Annotated in this window: 21 protein-coding genes; 6 read left to right on the top strand and 15 right to left on the bottom strand. The window is 65.7% G+C overall.

The window, feature by feature from the left end:
* The first annotated feature begins 40 nt into the window (after positions 1-40).
* From AC5Y6Y_RS01930 to AC5Y6Y_RS01920, 3 genes are all read left to right on the top strand, one after another.
* Positions 41-1195, top strand: coding sequence for an acyl-CoA dehydrogenase family protein (locus AC5Y6Y_RS01930; protein ID WP_011560586.1), 1155 nt, complete (start codon positions 41-43; stop codon positions 1193-1195).
* A gap of 26 nt (positions 1196-1221) precedes the next feature.
* Positions 1222-2775, top strand: a complete 1554-nt coding sequence (locus AC5Y6Y_RS01925) for an acyl-CoA synthetase (protein ID WP_011560587.1) — start codon at positions 1222-1224, stop codon at positions 2773-2775.
* A 219-nt stretch (positions 2776-2994) separates the two neighbouring features.
* Complete coding sequence (locus AC5Y6Y_RS01920) at positions 2995-3588, top strand: TetR/AcrR family transcriptional regulator (RefSeq protein ID WP_011560588.1); 594 nt, start codon at positions 2995-2997, stop codon at positions 3586-3588.
* Here the strand turns inward: AC5Y6Y_RS01920 and AC5Y6Y_RS01915 are convergent.
* From AC5Y6Y_RS01915 to AC5Y6Y_RS01865, 11 genes are all read right to left on the bottom strand, one after another.
* Positions 3585-5309: an acyclic terpene utilization AtuA family protein gene (locus tag AC5Y6Y_RS01915; RefSeq protein WP_011560589.1), complete on the bottom strand. Its 1725-nt coding sequence runs from the start codon at positions 5307-5309 to the stop codon at positions 3585-3587. The genes AC5Y6Y_RS01920 and AC5Y6Y_RS01915 overlap by 4 nt on opposite strands.
* Positions 5306-6118, bottom strand: coding sequence for a TIGR03084 family metal-binding protein (locus AC5Y6Y_RS01910; protein WP_011560590.1), 813 nt, complete (start codon positions 6116-6118; stop codon positions 5306-5308). Before AC5Y6Y_RS01910 ends, AC5Y6Y_RS01915 begins: the two co-directional genes overlap by 4 nt.
* 1 nt (position 6119) lies before the next feature.
* Positions 6120-6887, bottom strand: a complete 768-nt coding sequence (locus tag AC5Y6Y_RS01905) for an enoyl-CoA hydratase/isomerase family protein (protein WP_011560591.1) — start codon at positions 6885-6887, stop codon at positions 6120-6122.
* Positions 6888-6930: 43 nt separating this feature from the next.
* On the bottom strand, positions 6931-7401 hold the full coding sequence (locus AC5Y6Y_RS01900; protein ID WP_011560592.1) for a hotdog family protein: 471 nt from the start codon (positions 7399-7401) through the stop codon (positions 6931-6933).
* Complete coding sequence (locus tag AC5Y6Y_RS01895) at positions 7398-7889, bottom strand: FAS1-like dehydratase domain-containing protein (protein ID WP_017205330.1); 492 nt, start codon at positions 7887-7889, stop codon at positions 7398-7400. Before AC5Y6Y_RS01895 ends, AC5Y6Y_RS01900 begins: the two co-directional genes overlap by 4 nt.
* A gap of 32 nt (positions 7890-7921) precedes the next feature.
* A complete protein-coding gene (locus AC5Y6Y_RS01890) occupies positions 7922-8347 on the bottom strand; it encodes a dihydroxy-acid dehydratase (protein ID WP_011560594.1) in 426 nt (141 codons plus the stop codon).
* Entirely contained in the window at positions 8344-8802 is a 459-nt protein-coding gene (locus AC5Y6Y_RS01885) for an FAS1-like dehydratase domain-containing protein (RefSeq protein ID WP_011560595.1), read from the bottom strand. The genes AC5Y6Y_RS01890 and AC5Y6Y_RS01885 overlap by 4 nt, the downstream gene beginning before the upstream one ends.
* Positions 8795-9838 carry an LLM class flavin-dependent oxidoreductase gene (locus AC5Y6Y_RS01880; RefSeq protein WP_014382413.1) on the bottom strand — a complete coding sequence of 348 codons (1044 nt, stop codon included), beginning with the start codon at positions 9836-9838 and terminating at the stop codon, positions 8795-8797. Before AC5Y6Y_RS01880 ends, AC5Y6Y_RS01885 begins: the two co-directional genes overlap by 8 nt.
* Positions 9835-10272 (bottom strand): Zn-ribbon domain-containing OB-fold protein, encoded by a 438-nt coding sequence (locus AC5Y6Y_RS01875; RefSeq protein ID WP_011560597.1) that lies wholly within the window; start codon positions 10270-10272, stop codon positions 9835-9837. The genes AC5Y6Y_RS01880 and AC5Y6Y_RS01875 overlap by 4 nt, the downstream gene beginning before the upstream one ends.
* Positions 10269-11435 carry a thiolase family protein gene (locus AC5Y6Y_RS01870; RefSeq protein ID WP_011560598.1) on the bottom strand — a complete coding sequence of 389 codons (1167 nt, stop codon included), beginning with the start codon at positions 11433-11435 and terminating at the stop codon, positions 10269-10271. Before AC5Y6Y_RS01870 ends, AC5Y6Y_RS01875 begins: the two co-directional genes overlap by 4 nt.
* Positions 11436-11715: 280 nt before the next feature.
* The gene (locus AC5Y6Y_RS01865; protein WP_011560599.1) at positions 11716-12720 is read right to left on the bottom strand and encodes a helix-turn-helix domain-containing protein; all 1005 of its coding nucleotides are present in this window, start codon (positions 12718-12720) and stop codon (positions 11716-11718) included.
* A 114-nt stretch (positions 12721-12834) separates the two neighbouring features.
* Here AC5Y6Y_RS01865 and AC5Y6Y_RS01860 point away from each other — a divergent pair, with 114 nt between their 5' ends.
* From AC5Y6Y_RS01860 to AC5Y6Y_RS01850, 3 genes are read left to right on the top strand one after another with little or no spacing between them, the layout of a single operon-like run.
* Positions 12835-13155 (top strand): 2Fe-2S iron-sulfur cluster-binding protein, encoded by a 321-nt coding sequence (locus AC5Y6Y_RS01860; protein ID WP_011560600.1) that lies wholly within the window; start codon positions 12835-12837, stop codon positions 13153-13155.
* Positions 13156-13185: 30 nt separating this feature from the next.
* A complete protein-coding gene (locus tag AC5Y6Y_RS01855) occupies positions 13186-14574 on the top strand; it encodes a cytochrome P450 (protein ID WP_011560601.1) in 1389 nt (462 codons plus the stop codon).
* Positions 14571-15770 (top strand): NAD(P)/FAD-dependent oxidoreductase, encoded by a 1200-nt coding sequence (locus AC5Y6Y_RS01850; protein WP_011560602.1) that lies wholly within the window; start codon positions 14571-14573, stop codon positions 15768-15770. The genes AC5Y6Y_RS01855 and AC5Y6Y_RS01850 overlap by 4 nt, the downstream gene beginning before the upstream one ends.
* Positions 15771-15786: 16 nt before the next feature.
* Here AC5Y6Y_RS01850 and AC5Y6Y_RS01845 read toward each other — a convergent pair whose 3' ends face one another.
* The 4 genes from AC5Y6Y_RS01845 to AC5Y6Y_RS01830 all read right to left on the bottom strand — a co-directional run bounded on the left by AC5Y6Y_RS01845 (position 15787) and on the right by AC5Y6Y_RS01830 (position 18506).
* The gene (locus AC5Y6Y_RS01845) at positions 15787-16368 is read right to left on the bottom strand and encodes a TetR/AcrR family transcriptional regulator (RefSeq protein WP_005110548.1); all 582 of its coding nucleotides are present in this window, start codon (positions 16366-16368) and stop codon (positions 15787-15789) included.
* Positions 16369-16458: 90 nt separating this feature from the next.
* On the bottom strand, positions 16459-17370 hold the full coding sequence (locus tag AC5Y6Y_RS01840; protein ID WP_011560604.1) for an alpha/beta fold hydrolase: 912 nt from the start codon (positions 17368-17370) through the stop codon (positions 16459-16461).
* On the bottom strand, positions 17370-17807 hold the full coding sequence (locus AC5Y6Y_RS01835; protein ID WP_011560605.1) for a PaaI family thioesterase: 438 nt from the start codon (positions 17805-17807) through the stop codon (positions 17370-17372). Before AC5Y6Y_RS01835 ends, AC5Y6Y_RS01840 begins: the two co-directional genes overlap by 1 nt.
* A gap of 45 nt (positions 17808-17852) precedes the next feature.
* Entirely contained in the window at positions 17853-18506 is a 654-nt protein-coding gene (locus AC5Y6Y_RS01830) for a TetR/AcrR family transcriptional regulator (RefSeq protein ID WP_370474583.1), read from the bottom strand.
* Positions 18507-18528 lie beyond the last annotated feature (22 nt).

The raw sequence follows: 18528 nt of genomic DNA, 5'->3' as shown, positions 1-18528 counted from the left end.
TCCCGATCGGTGGCGCGTCGATACCGATGTGAGGAGTGTCATGGAATTGCACGAGACAGAGGAACGTCAGGACCTGCGCAAGGCGGTCGCCGAGATCGCCAAGGACTTCGGACACGAGTACTACCTGGAAAAGTCGCTGGCCGGCGGGAAGAGCACCGAGCTGTGGCAGGCCGTGGGCAAACAGGGCTTCCTCGGGGTGAACCTTTCCGAGCAGTACGGCGGCGGCGGCGGCGGCATCTACGACATGCAGATCGTCGGTGAGGAGCTCGCCGCGGCGGGCTGCCCGCTGCTGATGACCGTCGTCTCGCCGACCATCTGCGGCACGATCATCCAGGCATTCGGCAGTGAGGAACTCAAGCAGCAGTGGCTGCCGGGCATCGCCAGCGGCGAGACGATCATGGCATTCGCGATCACCGAGCCGGACGCGGGCTCGAACTCGCACAACATCTCCACGACCGCGAAACGCGACGGCGACGACTGGGTCATCAACGGCACCAAGTACTACATTTCTGGTGTCGACGAAGCCGAAGCGATCCTGGTCGTCACCCGAACGTCTACCAACGACAGTGGTCGCGGACTACTCAGCTTGCTCGTCGTGCCCACCGATGTCCCCGGGCTCACCAAGTCACTCATCCCGGTGCAGGCGGTCACTCCAGAGAAGCAGTTCACTCTATTCTTCGATGACGTCCGCGTGCCGGCCGCCAACCTTATCGGCGCGGAGAACGAGGGCCTGCGCCAGGTCTTCATGGGCCTGAACCCGGAGCGAATCATGGGGGCGGCGCTCGGCAACGGCATCGGTCGCTACGCGCTGGATAAAGCCGCCGATTACGCCCGCAACCGCCACGTGTGGGGAACGCCGATCGGCTCGCACCAAGGCGTATCGCACCCGCTCGCCCACGCCAAGATCCAGGTTGAGCTGGCCCGGTTGATGACTCAGCGTGCCGCCTCCCTGCACGACGCCGGCGATCCGGGGTCGGGTGAGGCGTCGAACATGGCGAAATATGCCGCAGCCGAGGCGGGCATCCTGGCGCTCGACCAGGCGATTCAAACCCACGGCGGCAACGGCATGGCCACCGAGTACGGCCTCGCCACGTTGTGGGGTCCGGCCCGGCTCATGCGCACCGCGCCGATCAGCCGCGAAATGATCCTCAACTTCGTGGCGCAGCACAGCCTGAAACTGCCCGCGTCCTACTGAGTCGCCGCGGAATGAAAGGGAATCGAATGCAACTCGGCATCGGTCAGTGGGTGAGCCGGCGCGCCTTCCTCAACGGCGGGCGCACCGCGTTGATCAGCAACGGCGCGCACATCACCTACGCCGACCTCGATCGGCGCACCAACCAGGTCGCCGCCGCACTCATCGCCCTCGGCGTGCGCAAGGGCGATCGGGTCGCGATGCTGCTGGTCAATTCGACCGAGTTCATCGAGGTGCTGCTGGGCTGCGCCAAAATCGGCGCACTTGCAGTTCCGCTCAACGTGCGCCTTGCCGGACCCGAGATCGGCTACATCCTGGCCGACTCAGGCGCCGATGTTCTGGTCTTCCACGAGCCGTTCGCCGCGCAGGCCAGGAGCGCCGTCACCGAGTCCGGAGTCCGCGTGCGCCATGTCGTGCGCGCCGGTGGGGTGCCGGCGCCGGGCGAGCTCGGCTACGAAGACGTCGTCTCGGGCGCCGCGCCCGAACCGCTCAACGGTGACGTCGACGGCCGCGACCCCGCGTTCATCATGTACACGTCGGGGACGACGGGCCGACCCAAGGGCGCGATCCTCACCCACGACAACCTGCTATGGAACGCGATCAACGTCCTCGGCACCGACATCGGCCTGCGGGGCGAGGACGTCACCGTCGCGGTGGCGCCGATGTTCCACATCGGCGGGCTGGGAGTACACACCCTGCCGCTGTTGTACGTCGGCGGCACCAGCGTGATCATGCCGTCCTTCGAGCCGCGAGCGACGTTACAGGCGATGGCCGACCACCACGTCACGGTCCAGTTCATGGTGCCGGCCATGTGGACCGCACTCACACAGGTGCCCGACTTCGACTCCTTCAACCTGTCTGCGCTGCGTTTCGCCATGGGCGGCGGGTCGCCCGTCCCCCTCACGGTCATCGACTTCATGCGCGAGCGAGGCGTGCCCTTCACCGAGGGCTTCGGCATGACCGAGACCGCTCCCTTGGTGACCGTCCTCGACGCCGAGAACGTCAGCACGCGGGCCGGGTCGATCGGCCGCGTCGCAATGCATGTCGACGCCCGCATCGTCGACGACGACGACCGCGACGTCGCGACCGACACCGTGGGCGAACTGATCGTGCGCGGCCCGAATGTGTTCACCGGCTACTGGATGAAGGCCGAGGCGAGCGCCGAGGCGTTACGCGGGGGCTGGTTCCACACGGGCGACCTCGGGCGCATGGACGCCGAGGGCTTCATCACCCTCGTCGACCGCAAGAAGGACATGATCATCTCCGGCGGCGAGAACGTCTACCCGATCGAGGTCGAGCAGGTTCTCTTCCGCCACCCGGCGGTGTTCGACGCCGCCGTGATCGGCGGTAAGGACGCGAAGTGGGGCGAACGCGTCGTCGCGGTCGTGGTCGCCGACCCGGCGACACAGGCGCCGAGCGCCGAGGAGATCGTAGCGTGGTGCCGGGAGCGGCTGGCACACTTCAAGTGTCCGCGTGACGTGCACTTCGTCGCCGAACTGCCGCGCAATGCCACCGGCAAGCTGCTCAAGACCGAGCTGCGCGCGCAGTTCACGGGCATCGAGGGCGGAGTCGTTTTGCGCTGAGTCGTGCCGCTGCACATCGCGGGTTCGAAGCAGGGCCCCTAAATCATGAACTGAGAAGAGGATGCGACAGCATCGGCGGGGGCTAGCGGTTTCGTTCACCTCCCTTGATTTGGTGCGGCGGGTGCCGACGCAGGCAACCCCAGCGCCGGTAGGATCCCAGCCCGGCCCAGCGGATCGGACGGCGAACAACGTAACCACAAATCGACAGGAGGCCTGAAAGTGGCCGGTTTGCGCCGCAAACTGCTCCTCGAGGCCGCCGCCGACCTGTTCGCGCGGCAAGGCTTTCACGCCGTGGGCATCGACGACATCGGTGCCGCAGCAGGGGTGAGCGGGCCGGCCGTCTACCGGCACTTTCAGAACAAGGACGCGATCCTGCGCGAGTTATGCGACGCCGCCATGACTGAGCTGCTGGCCGGCGCCCGGCGCGCCACCAACGCCGGCACACCGACGGAGGTCCTGCACGCCCTTGTCGACCTACACGCGGCCTTCGGCGCGCGACGACGCGGCCTGTTGGCCGTCTACGCCCGCGAGCACCGCTCGCTGTCGCCGCTGGCGACCCGTGCCCTGCGACGCCGACAGCACAGGTACGAGTCCTTCTGGGTCGACGCGCTCGTACGAGCACGGGGCGATCTGGACCGTGAGCGCGCACAGGGCCTGGTCGCCGCCGTGCTGTCATTGCTCAACGCGTCCGCGTACATGCCGGCGTCGCTGGACGACGCGACGATTGAGGCGATGCTGGCCGCCGCGGCCGTTGCGGCGCTGTTCAGCCGCGCGGTTACACAGCAGGTAGACGGCGCCCCGCACCGGATTTAGTGTGTGTCGAGCAGCGATTCGGGAACGTCCACCACTCGGGATCGCACGTACTCCCCGAGCCCCTTGGCCTGCGCGTCCGGCCGGGTCGAGGAGGCCACCCCGTCACCGAGCAAGCCGTGCACCACCACGTTGAGCGCGCGCAGGTTCGGCAGTTCGAAGCGCTCGATGCGCAGGTGCGCCGTCTCCGGCCCGAGCAGTGTGCGCAGCCGCTCGACGCTCAGGTACTCGCGCGCCCACGCGTAACCGGGGTCGTCGCGTGCCCACAGTCCGAGGTTGGCGTTGCCGCCCTTATCTCCGGACCGCGCACCGAGTACCGACCCGAGCGGCGCGAGCCGCGTCGGCCCGGATGGCGCCGGCAGCTTCGCGGGCGGGGCGATCCCAGCCGGCGGGACCGCACCGGTCGGCGGGTCAGGGATCACGTGCCGATTGCCGTCGGCGTCGACGAGCACGTGCGTGAGGGCCGAGCGCGGAACGTAGGCCGGCCGGTAGACGCCGAACGCGGTCTCCGAGGACGGTGGCGTGGTGGTGTGGAAGCCGGCGAAACCAGCCAGGGCGATCTCCATGACCCCGCCGGAGAAGGCTCGGCCCACCTTTCGCGGGTCGGCGTCCTTCACCGTCACACGCAGGTGCGCGCAGGCTTGCTCGTTCGTCGGCGCATCGGAGACGTCGAAACGCAACAGTCGCACGTCGACTTCGTCGAAGGCGTCGCGTCCGCCGAGAACGTCGAAGAGCTGCTGTTCGGCGAAGGCCGCCTTGGCCTCGATGTCGAGGCCGGTGAGCACCATGGTCATCGTGTTGCGGAAGCCGCCCACCTCGTTCAGCGCCACCTTCAACGTGTCCGGCGGCGGACTGCCTTTCGTACCGCTGATCGCGACACGGTGCTCACCCTGTTGAGCCAGGCGAATGGTGTCGAAGTGGGCGACGACGTCGGGGCCGAGGTAGGCAGGTTCAGCGATCTCGTAGAGCAGCTGGGCGGTGACCGTGCCGACTGAGACCAGTCCCCCGGTGCCGGGATGCTTCGTGATCACCGAAGAGCCGTCCTCGGCGACCTCGGCGATCGGAAACCCCGGGTAGCGGCGGTCGGTGATCTCGTCGAGGAACGCGTAGTTGCCGCCCGTCGCCTGAGGGCCGCACTCGATCACGTGCCCGGCGACGACCGCACCCGCGAGCCGATCCCAGTCGGCGCGTGCCCAGGCGTGCCACCAGGCCGCGGGACCGACCACGAGGGATGCGTCGGTGACCCGGCCGGTCACGACGACGTCGGCGCCCGAATGCAGCGCCTCGGTGATGCCCCAGGCGCCGAGGTAGGCGTTGGCCGACACCGGTTTGATGTCGCCGACGGGCGGCGTGATTGCGTGGAGGTCGCCACGTAGGTCGTCGCCCTCGACGTGCGCGACGCGCGCGGTGAGGCCGAGACGTGCGGACAGCTCGCGCAACGCGGCGGCCAAGCCGGCGGGATTCAGCCCGCCCGCGTTCGCGACGACCTTGATGCCACGATCGAGACAGGTGCCCAGCACCTGTTCCATTTGGGTGAGGAAAGTCCGCGCGTACCCGCCGGACGGGTCTTTGGCCTGGGCCTTGGCCAGGATGAGCATGGTCAGCTCGGCCAGATAGTCACCGCACAGGACGTCGATCGGTCCGCCCTCGACCATCTCGCGGGCTGCGGCGATGCGGTCGCCGTAAAAGCCGGAGCAGTTGCCGATGCGGACCGGGACGCTCACCGCTGACCCCCTGCGAACTGGCCCGCCACGCGCCCGCCGCCAGGGGGCCCCGCGAAGGCCTGGGCGATCGCGAGCCACTGGTCGGCCAGCGGTCCGTCGGCGACCAAAGCGGTGTCGTCGCGGTGGCGGCGTTGGGTCACCAACAGGCAAAAGTCCAGCGCCGGCCCGCTCACGCGGTTGGCGGCGTCGGCTGGCCCCCACGTCCAGACGCTGCCGTCCGGAGCGGTCAGCTCGACGCGTACCGGGTCCGCGGGGAGGTCCAGACCGTTGGCCAGGTAGCTGAAAGCGCGCGCACCCACCCCGATGTGGGCCACGTGCCGCAGCCGTGCCGTGGCCTCGCGGGTCGCGCCGAGCGCGTCGACGATGTCCTGGCCGTGCGCCCAGGTCTCCATGAGTCGCGCTGTCAGCGACGAGACCGCGCTCATCGTCGGCCCGAACCACGGCAGGCGGGTCGCCGGGGCAATGTCCGCGAACGCCGCAACGAGGGCTGCACGCGACGTGTCGAACCACGCGAGCAGGTCGGCAGCCGGCATTTGACGGTAGCGCTCAGCGATGACGTCGGGTGAGATGCTTCCGTCGGCCATCATCGGCAGGTAGTCGCTGCTGAAACCGTCGGGGTCGGTGGCCGAGCGCACCGCCACGTCGTCGAAGAACGCCAGATGGCTGATCTGGTCGCGGATCGCCCAGCCCACGGCCGGAGTCGGCGCGTCCCAGCCGCGCGGACCTTCGGGCAGCGGTGCGATGAGTTCGCGCAACGCGGCCGTTTCGGCTTCGATGTCGGCGATTACCGACTGCATGGTCACCGCCATGTCAGCGTCCCTTCCACTGTGGTGCGCGCTTCTCGCGGAACGCCGTCGGGCCTTCCTGCGCGTCGTCGCTCAGATAGACCGGCTCCCATATCTCGTCGGCCAGGTCGTAGGCGGCGGCGAGGTGGTGCTGTGCCGAGAGGTACACGGTGCGCTTGGACGCAAGCACCGATAGCGGTGCGTTCGCGGCGATGCTGAGCGCCAACTGCCGGGTACGCTCGCGCAACTGATCGGCCGGCACCACCTCATTGACTAAGCCGACCTGGTGGGCGCGCTCGGCGGTGATCGGGTCGCCGGTCAGCAGGATCTGCATGGCAACGCGTGGGGGCACCAGCCACGATAGCGGTGCCGCCCACGGCGACCCGCGGCCGACTTTGACCTCGCTGACGGCGAAGGTCGCGTGTTCGGCAGCCACGACCAGGTCGCACTGCTGCGCGAGCAGGAAGCCCCCGGCGAACGCGACACCGTTGACGGCCGCGATCGTCGGCTTCGCGACATCGATGTTGCGGCCGAACTGCGGAGCGAAGTCCTTCGGGGGCACCTTGAGCGCGTTCTGCGCCATCTCCTTCAAGTCCCCGCCGGCGCAGAACGCCTTATCGCCCACGCCGGTGAGGACGAGCACCTTCGCCGCGTCGTCGTCATTGAAGCGGCGTACCGCGTCGAAAAGCCCCGTGCGCACAGCGTTGTTCAGCGCGTTGCGCGCCTCGGGCCGGTTGATCGTCAGCCAGGCCACGCTGTCGACGACCTCGTAGCGAACCGGTTGCTCGGCCACCGAGCCTCCGTCCCTCACCGTCGCCTCGCATGTGAGTGGCAGCTCACCCCGGCACCTCGACAAACGGGTCGGCCAGCTCAACGGTGGCTTCACTCGGCACGCACGGACCATCTTCGCTCGAGACGAGCAACTCGAGGTCGACGAGGCGCCGTCCGCCATCGTCGCGTTTGGCCACGACCTTGCCGCTCAGGGTTGCGGTCTGGCCCGGATAGATCGACCGGATCATTGAGATTCTGCGGCGCCGGATGAGCGCGTCGGGTCCGGCCCATTCGTTGAGGCCGCGGTCGATGAAGCCATGGAAGAAGAGGGTTGACAGGTAGATCGTGCGCTGGCCCTGGCTGCGCGCGTAGTCGGGGTCGTGGTGACCGGGGAACCAGTCCCATGTCGAAGCCGCGTTCATGCAGATGCGCTTGTAGCTGATCTCGATCGAGACGGGCGTCAGGGTGTCGCCGACGGCGATGTCCTCGAACCGCACGGGGACGCGGACCATGCTGCGCTCGGTGGAGTCGTTCATGATGCGCCTTCACTATCGGCGGTGTCGTATCGGAAGAGCACGTTGGTGTTGCGGCCGATGACCTCACCGTGCTGGTCGGAGAAGGTGCTCACCGTGGTGATGAACACACCGGTGCCCACCCGCGTCGTCTTGGGCTCGGAGATCGAGGCGATCTCCTCCACGATCGACACGTGATCGCCTACCCGGGGCCGGCGTTCGAACTCCGTCGTCGTCGAGGCGTTGATGATGTGGTGGCCCGGCAACGGGACGCTGAGCGCGAACATCATGTCGGCACGCGCTAGGTACCCGGGCACCCACTGCGGCGCGAAGCCGAGGCTCATCAGCAGCCCGGGCGGGCAGTCCTCACCCTCCCAGTAACGGGGGTTCGCGTCCTCGACGAGCGAGCAGTAGTACAACACCATCGAGCGGTCGATCGGGAACCACGCATGCCGCGGTTCGGAGCGATGACCGACCCACGCCCGGCCTTCGTCGAAGGTCCCGAACGTCATCCCGAGGCCGGTGACGTCGCTCGTTGGCGCGCTCACCGGGTCACCTGCACGACGGCGCTCCCCTTTATCGCGGGTTCGCCGGTCTGGCGCGTGACCACGAGTTCGAGGTCTGCCACCTGCTGCCCTCCGGCCTCGCGCACGCCGGTGACCCTGCCGCCGAAGCTGAGCAGGTCACCGGGCCATACCTGACCGGTGAACCGGATGCGGAACGAGCGGATGTTGGCCAGCCCCACCCAGGCGGTCAGCCGCTGCGCGAGCACACCGCCGTGCAGCAGTCCCATGCCGAACACACCGGGCATGCCGGCCGCGCGGGCGAACTCTTCGTCGTGGTGGATCGGGTTGAAGTCGCCGCCGGAGCCGGCGTAGCGAACGATGTGCGAGCGCGTCAGCGGGCCGAACTGTGAGGTCGGCATCTCGTCGCCGATGGCCAACGCCACCGGCGCGGGGGATGTCGTCATTGGGTGGAGCCTCCGGTTTCGATCAAGACGTCGGTCTGGCGCACGACGAGTTCGTCGCGCTGGTTGGTGAAGTCGGTCTCGATCGTCACGATTGTCATGATGCCGCCGCGCTTCCCCTCGCGGCTGGTCACGTTCGACACCCGACGAGTCTCGGTGAGCTCGTCGCCGACGAACACCGGCGCGAAATACTCCCAGCCGCACTCACCGTGCAGTACGCGTCGCAGGTCGAGCCCGAGGGCGCCGAACATGTCGTCGTCGGCGCGCCAGTGAGCCGAGGAGACGACGAAGGTCGGAGGAGCGGGGATCGCGCCGAAGCCGGCGGCGCGGGCGGCCGCGACGTCCTGGTAGATCGGGTCGCGGTCGCCGAGCGAAAGTGCGAACTCGCGCACTTTGGACCGGTCGACGGGAAACGTGGTCCTCCCGAGTTGCGTCCCGATGAGCGATGCGTCAGCCACTCTGGTCACCTTTCCCGCCGGCGAAGGCCGGCGCACAATCGCGAATGAGGCTGCCGAGGTTCTCGGCGATGCGCTCGGGCGCGAGACCAATCGAGGGTGAGTAGAGAACGATGTGGTCCAGCACGCCCTCGTAGCGGCGCAGCCCTTCTCGGACCTCGGCGGCGGTGCCGGCCACCGCCATCGCGTCGATCATGTCGTCGGTGACCGCGGCGAACATGGCCGGCAGGTCACGCCGTGCGAACGCGTCGCGGATGGCCGCTGCCTGCCTGGCGAAACCGCTGACGTCGAGCACGTGCTCGTAGGTCTTCACCGAGGAGTAGAACGCGATCTGCTGCGCGGCCTCACGACGTGCGATCTGTGGGTCGTCGTGCACCGCGCAGATGACCATCGAGACGATCTCAATGTCGGCGGGATCGCGTCCGGCCCGCTCCGCACCGCGCACGACGGCTGGGCGGGCGACCTCCTCGACGTAAGTCGTGGTGAACAGCGGATGACCAGCCAACCCGTCGGCTACGCGCCCTGCCACCTCGCACATCCGCGGACGCACGCCCGCGGTGATGATCGGGATCGCTCGCTTCGGCGGCGCGACGTCGCCGGTTGGGACGAGATTCATCCGGTAGAAGCGCCCCTCATGGCGCACGGGGCCCTCGTGCAGGTTCCAGATCCGACGCACGAGCGGGACCAGCTCCTCCATGCGCAGAGCGGGAGCGGAGGTGTCCTCCACGCCGTGCCAGTCGCTCATCATGCGGCGTGTACCGTTGCCGAGCCCGAGTACGACGCGCCCGCCTGAAAGCTCGTCGAGGTCACGCGCCTCGGTGGCGAGCACGAGCGGGCTGCGCCCGACGCCATACAGGATCGACGACCCGATGCGGCAGCGCTTTGTGCGCGCGGCCATCGCGGCCATCGAGATCGAGCCGGAGCGCGAGTAGAACTCCGAGGCCCAGGCGGCGTCGAAGCCGGCGAGGTCGGTAGCCTCGGCGGTCTCGACAAGGGTGGCCAAGTCCGCGCCGAGCACCGAGACCCCGTACGTGGTCACGACGCCGCCAGCCTGAATCGGACCAGCCCAAGGTCCTCGTTCACCCGCTCGAACACTGCGCGCACTCTCGCCCCGATCGCAACTTCATCTGGGGCCACGCCCTCGAGACTGGCCAACAACTGCGGCCCCTCGTCCAGACGAACGAGCACGACGACGTACGGCTCGCTGCGCGGGAACGAGTCCCACGGGGGGCGGTACACCGGCGCGAAACTGACGATCTCACCAGTACCCGCCGCGGTCTCCCAGGCCAACTCACCGTCATGGCAGACGGGACACACCAGCCGCGGGTAGAGGAAAGGGTGGTCGTTCGCGCACCGCTGGAAGACGAGTACACCGCGGGCCGCTGCTGCGAAGTAGGGACGGTTGACATCGGTCAGCGGCGGCAGCGCCTCAGGATCGTGCAGACCGTCGAGAGAACTCGAAGCTGCGGTCATGACGCTCCCTCCATCACCATGCTGACGTGACTGCACAGCATCGAGCCGTAGCTGTGCACGAACGCGGTATCCGCCCCGGGCACCTGACGGCCCTCGGCGCGACCGGACAACTGCCAGTAACCCTCAAGGATCTGCGAAATGCCAGAGGAGGTCCCGGTGTGCCCGAACCGGATTAGGCCGCCGTCGGTGTTCACCGGAAGGTCGCCCCCCGGATCGGCGCAGCCGTCACGGTAGAAATCGCCTGCCCCACCGGGCTTCACGAAACCCGCCTCCTCAAGGATCATCGCCGGGTTGGAGGCGAAGGCGTCGTAGAGCAAAGCGATGTCGACGTCGGCCGGCGCCCGTCCGGAGCGCTCAAAGGCCATCGGACCCGAACGGGCGGCCCCGGTACGACCCGGCCGGGCCAGCGAGGTCAGAAAACCGTGGGTGTGACCCTCTCCAAAGCCCAGCAAATGCACCGGCCGGTGCTTGCCCGCGCGAGCCCGGCGGGCCGAGCCCAGCACCAGCGCGCCACCGCCCTCGCAGGGAATCGAGCAGTGGTAGAAGTGGAACGGCCCGGCGATCGGCCGGGACGCCAGCACGTCCTCCACAGTCAGGCGTTGAGCGCCGTGCGCGATAGCCGCGGGGTTCAGTGCGGCCCAACGGTCCTGCGACACGGTGACCTCGGCGATGTCCGCCTTGCCCTGTCCCGTCTCGTGCATCCAGGCCTGCGCGATCAAACCGTAGAGCGCCGGCACGGACGGTCCATAGGGCATCTCGAACGCGTGGTCACACACCAGCGCCATCAGTTCGCGCCCGCCATCGCGGATCGGTGGAAACTTGCCCGCCGACACGACCAGCACCGTCTCGGCCTCGCCCCGGGCGATGACGTTACTCGCCATGCGCGTCATGGCGAGATGGGTCCCGCCGCCAAGCTGACAGGTCATCTGAAGTTTCAGATTGTGCAGCCCGAGATAGTCCATGAGGTCCTCGGACAGGAAGATCGAACCCTCGTTCGTCATCGGCCCGGCGCACACCAGACCGTCGACCTCGTCTGGGACCACCCCTGCGTCGGCGAGAGCCGCGACCGCGGCGCGCACATGCAATTCAGTGGAGGTGTACGGAACGTTTCTCCCTGGAGCGAGTTCGGCGGCACCGATGATGGCCGGCTGGTCGTGTGGCATCCGGACTCCTCTCGACCACGCGTCCAACGCCGGTCCCGACGTGAACGACGGTTAGCATAGCGTGCCTAGAGGTCCGCGTCACCCCCGCCCGCACCCGCCGCTAGCGCGGTATGGATTCTCTGGAATGTCCTTGCGCCTCTTCCCAAGAGGGTGCTGCGATGACCGAAACCCGCGCCGATCGTGTCGTTTCTCGACGATGTCCAGGTGACAGATGAGGCCGATCGTGAAGCCCGCTGGTTCCGATGGTCGCCCGGCACACGCCGGGGCGGATCTATAGCCCTCAGTCGCGCGTTTTTCTGAAGTGGCGCGGTGAACGACCGGTCCACCGTTTGAAGGCATGTGTGAAGTTCGTGAGCTCCGCGTACCCGAGTTCTGCCGCGATCTCGCTTACAGACAACGATCTGTCGAGAAGTCGCAGAATTGCTCGCTCCCGCAAGAACGACTGACGCAATTCGCGAAAGGTGGTCCCCTCTTCGCGGAGGCGCCGCTTCAACGTGCTCGGGGATATCGAAAGCTCGCCCGCCGTCCGGCTGATGTTCGTTTTTCCGGGATCTTTTTCGAGCAGGTCCCTTACTTTTTCGGAGACCGACGTGTCACGTCGTTGATCGAGAGTTCGCTGCAAATCGGTGACGGCAATCCGGTACGCCACAGGATCGGAGAATCGACAGACCTCCTCGAGCGAAGCCGCGGGAACGTGGACGAACGAGCTGGGGGCGTCGAAGAAGATCCGACCCGCCAACACTTCGTCATGAAGAACCCACGACTCCGGCGCTGAATGACTTAAATGCAGTTCAATATTCGGTACGGCACCCGCGAGCATGTCGAGCAGACGCAACAGCGCCAGCCCACCGTAGGTGACGGCCAGGCAGTTCAGGCCCGCGTCACCGGTGCGACCGGTGAGCCCGATCGTGAGGCCGCGTTCCGTCGAATGGAACGTCGGGCTGAGGGCTGTGGTGATCACCGGCAGATAAGCAAGCAACTCGACAACCTCGGCTACCGAGCCCGCGCTGACCAAGGGAACACTGAGTGCCCCAAAGGACGTCAGTTTGGCGTGTTCAGCGAACGCGAAACCCAGACGGGTTCCCTGATCACAATCGAAATCGGAATATATCTCCCTGAACCACCGTAAGGGGACCTGCGCGTCGCGACCCACCAACATCGACTCGGTAACGTGCTCGCGAACCATGATGCTGCGGAGCGCAATGCTGGCGTCATGCCCCAGCGCCTCACTGTCCAGCATCTGCAGGAAAGCCAGCGCTGGCATACCCGAGTCGTCGAGTTTCACGTGCCTCCCTGCGCGTGAGCTAAAAACACAACTTTTTGACTCCTGCGAGCCTAGCGACGCTGGTCACGCGCGACAACGCTAAATAGAGGAGTTCCAAATTGAGGAGAGTTAATCATGGCAGTCGTCACCTTCGTCTCTCACGACGGCGAGAAGTACGAAGCCCCCTTGGCCGAAGGGCAGTCCTTGATGCAGGTTGCGGTCAACAACGCGGTGCCCGGCATCGACGGCGATTGTGGAGGGGAAGCCGCATGCGGAACGTGCCACGTGATCGTCGCTCCCGAGTGGTCGGACACGGTGGGACTCTGCGGCGCCAACGAAGAGGAGATGCTCGCGATGAACCCCGAGCGTCAGCGGACGTCGAGGCTGTCTTGCCAGATGTCCGCCTCCGAGGCATGGGATGGCTTGACGGTCGAGCTACCTGAGTTCCAGCTCTGAAACAACGTCATGGATTTGGAGGAAACAATAATGAGTATTCCCGCGGCAGTGGCCGCCAAAGCCCAGTCTGCCGTGCCTCTGGAGCTGCAAATCCGCGGCGCACACCTCTACGACAAGACACGCCGGTGGGTAACCGGAACCAATGGTAAGAAGATCTTCACCGAGACGCCCATTCCTCCGGTCGAGGACGTTGATATCGCCGACATCGATCTCAGCAACCCGTTCCTCTACCGCCAAGGCCGCTGGAAGTCCTACTTCGAACGCGTGCGCAACGAGGCGCCGGTGCACTACCAGGCTCACAGTGCGTTCGGCCCGTTCTGGTCGGTGACCCGCCACGCGGACATCATCGCCGTCGACAAGAACCACGAGGCTTTCTCCGCAGAGCCGTTCATCATCATCGGGAGACCGCCCCGCTTCATGGACATCGCCATGTTCATCGCGATGGATCCGCCACAACACGACTTGCAGCGCGCTTCCGTCCAAGGGGTTGTCGCGCCGAAGAACCTGCGCGAGATGGAGGGGCTGATCCGCTCGCGTGTCCAGGAAGTGCTGGACGATCTACCGGTGGATCAGCCGTTCAATTGGGTGCACCACGTCTCCATCGAACTGACAGCGCGCATGCTCGCGACCCTGCTGGACTTCCCGTACGAGCAGCGGCACAAGCTCGTGGAATGGTCGGACCTCGCCACCTCCATGGAGCAAGCCAATGGTGGTCCTTCCGACAACGACAGAGTGTTTCGTGGCATGGTCGACATGGCGAAGGGTCTCAGCGCTCTCTGGCATGACAAGGCGGCCCGTACCGCCAACGGGGAGCGACCGGGCTTCGATCTGATCACGATGCTGCAGGCCAACGAGGACACTAAGGATCTCATCGACCGCCCGATGGAATTCCTCGGCAATTTGGTACTGCTGATCGTCGGGGGAAACGACACGACTCGCAACTCGATGAGCGGAGGGGTTCTCGCCTTGAACCAGTTCCCCGATCAGTTCGAGAAGTTGAAGGCGAACCCTGACCTGATTCCCAACATGGTATCCGAGATCATTCGCTGGCAGACCCCGTTGGCGTACATGCGCCGAGTCGCGAAAAAAGACATCATGTTGAACGGGCAATTCATCCGCAAGGGCGACAAGGTCGTGATGTGGTACGCCTCTGGTAACCGCGATGAGCGTGTCTTCGAGCGGGCCGATGAGTTGATCATCGATAGGAGCAACGCCCGCAATCACATCTCGTTCGGGTTCGGCGTGCACAGGTGCATGGGAAACCGACTTGCTGAGTTGCAGCTTCGAATCCTGTGGGAGGAATTGCTCCCTCGCTTTGAGAACATCGAGGTGGTCGGCGAACCCGAGTATGTGCAATCGAATTTCGTCAGGGGTATCAGCAAGCTGATGGTTCGCCTCACTCCCAGGCCAAGTGCGTGACTCCCGAACGAGCGGTGATCGTCGGCGCGAGCCACGCCGGCGCGCAGTTGGCAGCTAATCTTCGAAGGGAGGGGTGGTCTGGGGAGGTCGTGCTCATCGGCGACGAGGGGGGACTGCCCTACCACCGGCCTCCGTTGTCGAAGGGATACCTGGCCGGCAAGAACGGCCTCGACGACCTCCTGATTCGCGGCGCTGATTTCTACGAAAAGCAGCACATTCGACTCTTGAATGCGACCGTGGAGGCGATCCACCGGAGTGCCAAGCGTGTGTCTCTGAGCACCGGCGACACGCTGACGTACACCAAGCTCGCGTTGTGCACCGGCGCAAGGGCCAGACGACTCCCCACACCAGGGGTGGATCTTCCCGGAATTCACTACCTGCGTACCGCTGCAGACGTCGAGTTGATCCGTGCCGCCGCTACACCGGGTCGGAGGGTTGTGATCGTGGGCGGCGGTTACATCGGGTTGGAAACGGCGGCCTCGCTGTGTTCGCTCGGCATGAACGTCACCGTCCTCGAGGCAACCGAGCGTGTACTCGAACGGGTCACCGCGCCGGAGGTTTCCGCGTTTTACACCCGAATCCACAACGGCGAGGGAGTGGAGATCCGAACACACGCTCTCGTCGAAGCCTTCTCCGGCAACGGCAGAGTGCAGGAGGTCGTGCTGGCAGGCGGCGAACCGATCCCCGCCGACTTGGTCATCGTCGGCGTCGGTGTGGTGCCGAACACCGAGCTCGCCTCGGCCGCAGGATTATCCGTCGACAACGGCATCGTGATCGACGACCAGGCCCGCACCAGCGACCCCGACATCGTGGCCGCCGGCGACTGCACCAGCCACACCATGGCTCGATACGGCTCGCGTATTCGTTTGGAATCCGTATCGAGCGCCGGCGAGCAGGCCAAGATCGCTGCGGCGACAATCTGCGGAAAACACAGCGCAATCGCTGCGCTTCCGTGGTTCTGGTCCGACCAGTACGATCTCAAACTCCAGATCGCCGGTCTCAACACCGGATACGACGAAGTGGTCTTCAGCGGCGACCCGTCGCGTGACCGTGACTTCAGCTGCTTCTACTTCCGCGATCGTGAACTCATCGCCGCCGACTGCGTCAACCGTCCTCGCGATTTCATGTTCAGTAAGCGGGCCATCAGCCAGCAGCTCCGAGTTGACCGCTCAGAGCTCCTCGCCGGCTCGATCTGACACGAGAGCTTGCTAGTTACAAACTGTGGACAACTCCCAGGTACCTGAGTGCTACGCGGGAGATCCGCTCACCGGTGGTGGCGATGTCCGCGGCTGGGAGTACAACATGACTCACTGTCAGTCGCACCAGAACATCTGCGACCTCCTCAACGTCTTCGGGATCGAGATCGTCGAAGTGGTCGTTAAACCACGTGATCAGAGCCGCGGAGCAGAGCTGAAGCAGGGAAGCCGACGTCGGCAGAAGAGGTAGGACTCCAGTAGACGACGAGCCACCGCGATCATTCCCCGAAGGGTTGGACGTCAGAACTGCCTTGAGGAGCGGGCTGTCTTCTGCTTCACAGAGGGTGAATTGCACCGCTGCGGTGATGCCGCCCCGCACGTCGCCCACGTGTTCGGCAAGGACGGCAAGAATGCCTTCCATAAAGCGCTGGCCCTCCGACACCACAAGCGCGTCGCCGAGCCCCTGTTTGTCGCCGAACTCTTTGTACAACGTCGGGCGGGAGACGCCGACCGATTCGGCAACCTCGCTCATCCGGACCTGATCCCAGCCCTTCTCGATGGCGAGTTCTCGTGTCGCCCTCAAAACCTTTTCGCGCACATGCCGGCGGAAAGACACCCGCGCTGGTTCAGTTGGCATAGGAGCAGGATAGGCGCCAGCCCTACATGGGCAGTCAACCGACAGCAGGGTTCATGTGGTCCTGTCGAGGAATTCGACGACCGCCGTCGAGAATGCGTCGTTGTTGTCGCCGGCAATCATGTGTCCCGCGCCCGATACGTCAACGGTTTGCGCGTGCGGAACGACGGTCAGGAAATGCTTTACTGTCTCTTCGGAGACCATGTCAGATAGTAGGCCCCGGACCAGCAGCGTTGGCGCGGACACCTGCCTCGCACCATCAAGAAGGAACGCGCTCATCATGTCGAAGTCTTTAGCGCCTTCGTCTGGATCACCCTGCAGGAACTGGAAATTCGACGTCACGAAAGCTGGATCCCATCGCCAGGCCCAGCGACCGTCTTCGCGACGGGCGAGGACTTTTCGGAGGCCGTCGAGGTTTTCGGGGCGAGGGCGGTGCGGGTTGTAGGCGGCGATCACGTCAGCGGCCGACTCTAGGCTGTCGAAACCTTCGGGGTGTGCCGACATGAACGCTACGACTCGTCGGGCGCCTTCCATCTCCATTCGCGGAGTGACGTCAACCAGGACGACGGCCTGCCATAGGTCCGGCGGGGCGAGCAAGTGTGTTCCGAGAATGGTCAAGCCGCCCAGAGAGGCGCCGATCGCGGCGACGGGGCGGCCGGAATCGGCGTATGAGCGCACGGCCAATAGGTCGGATCCAAGCCGGTCCCCGTCGTAGCGTCCGTCGGGGTCCCAGTCGCTGTCCCCGTGTCCCCTGGTGTCGTACGCGGCCACCGTGTAGCCCCGCTGGTGCAGGCGTTGGGCGGTGACGTCCCAGGCGTGTCGGCTTTGACCTCCGCCGTGAAGGAGCAACACGACCGCCCGCGGCGCATCACAGCGGTAGAGGTCGACCGCCAGCGTCAGCCCGTCCGCCGTGGGCACGCGCTCGACCACAGGAGCCGACGAATCGCCTGTTCTCTTTGCCGACATCAGGAGCTCGTCTTCGGTGCGACGACGGTGACGGTTCCCTGGGCCGCACACACCGCTCTGCCGTCGTTGCAGATGTCGATACGCGCCACACCGCTGGTTCTGCCCAGCGAGATGATCTCGGCTGTGGCTACACAGGTGCCGCTAGAGACCGGACGAAGCAGATTCAGTTTGAACTCCGTTGTCGCGACCCAAGATCCCAGTGGAATCACGGGATAAAACACCACTCCGAGGCAGTGGTCGACCATGGCCGATAAGCAGCCCCCATGCAGGTTCCCGAAAGGCGTCTTCAGGTCGTCGCGTGCGTCCATCTCCGCGACGAGCCGTCCCGCAGTGAATTCGGTGTGACGGAAGCCGAGGTAACCGGCCAACCCGCCCGTGGTTTCTGCTGCGCTCTTTAGTTGCTCAGCGACCTGTTCGTTGAACGTGGTGAATTGCACAGGCCCTCCTACCTCATCTGCCGTCGAGACATTACGCCATAGATGTCACATCGGTCGAGCGTGGTCACCCGCCAGGATCGCCGGAAGGAGAAACCTCGACAGAAACGCCCGGAGTCCGTCACGACTGCGCTCCCGCGGCCCTCGAACAGTCAGCAGGCTCAATATCGTGCGGACAACCCACTCGGCGGCGTCGTCGACGGAGACGCCCGGTTCCACGCAACTCCAGTGTCTGGTGAAGATGGGACGCAGAAATTCGGTGACGATTTCGAAGAGGGACGTCGAGGTCCCCGCCGCGAGACCCACGCCGGCGAGTTCCTCGTCGCTGCCGAACAACAATCCGATGATCTCTTCGCGGCGCGCGGCCTCAACCGTGTATTCCACGAAATCGACGAGCGCGGAGCCCAGGTCGGCGTGCGCCGCGATCCGCGGGCTGATGCGGTCGAGATAGCGCTCGGCGGCGCGAATGATGACACCCGACATCACCGCCTCCCGACTGGGGAAGTAGCGATACACCGTTGCCCTGGACACACCCGCTGTTCTGCCGATGTCCTCCATGGTCGTGCCCACCACACCGCAACTCTCGAGGCACCGCTCGGCAGCATCGAGCAACCGGTCGCGAGCGGACCCACGATCTGTCGGCGCGGCGGCGCCCCATCTCAACAACCTCGTCGACACACAGCCAGTATGCCGCGAGCGCACACCATTGTGACTTGCCCACGCA

Source organism: Mycobacterium sp. NGS24 (assembly GCF_059813065.1).
The sequence above is the reverse complement of the archived record's forward strand: the minus strand, read 5'-3'. Positions and strand labels throughout refer to the sequence as shown.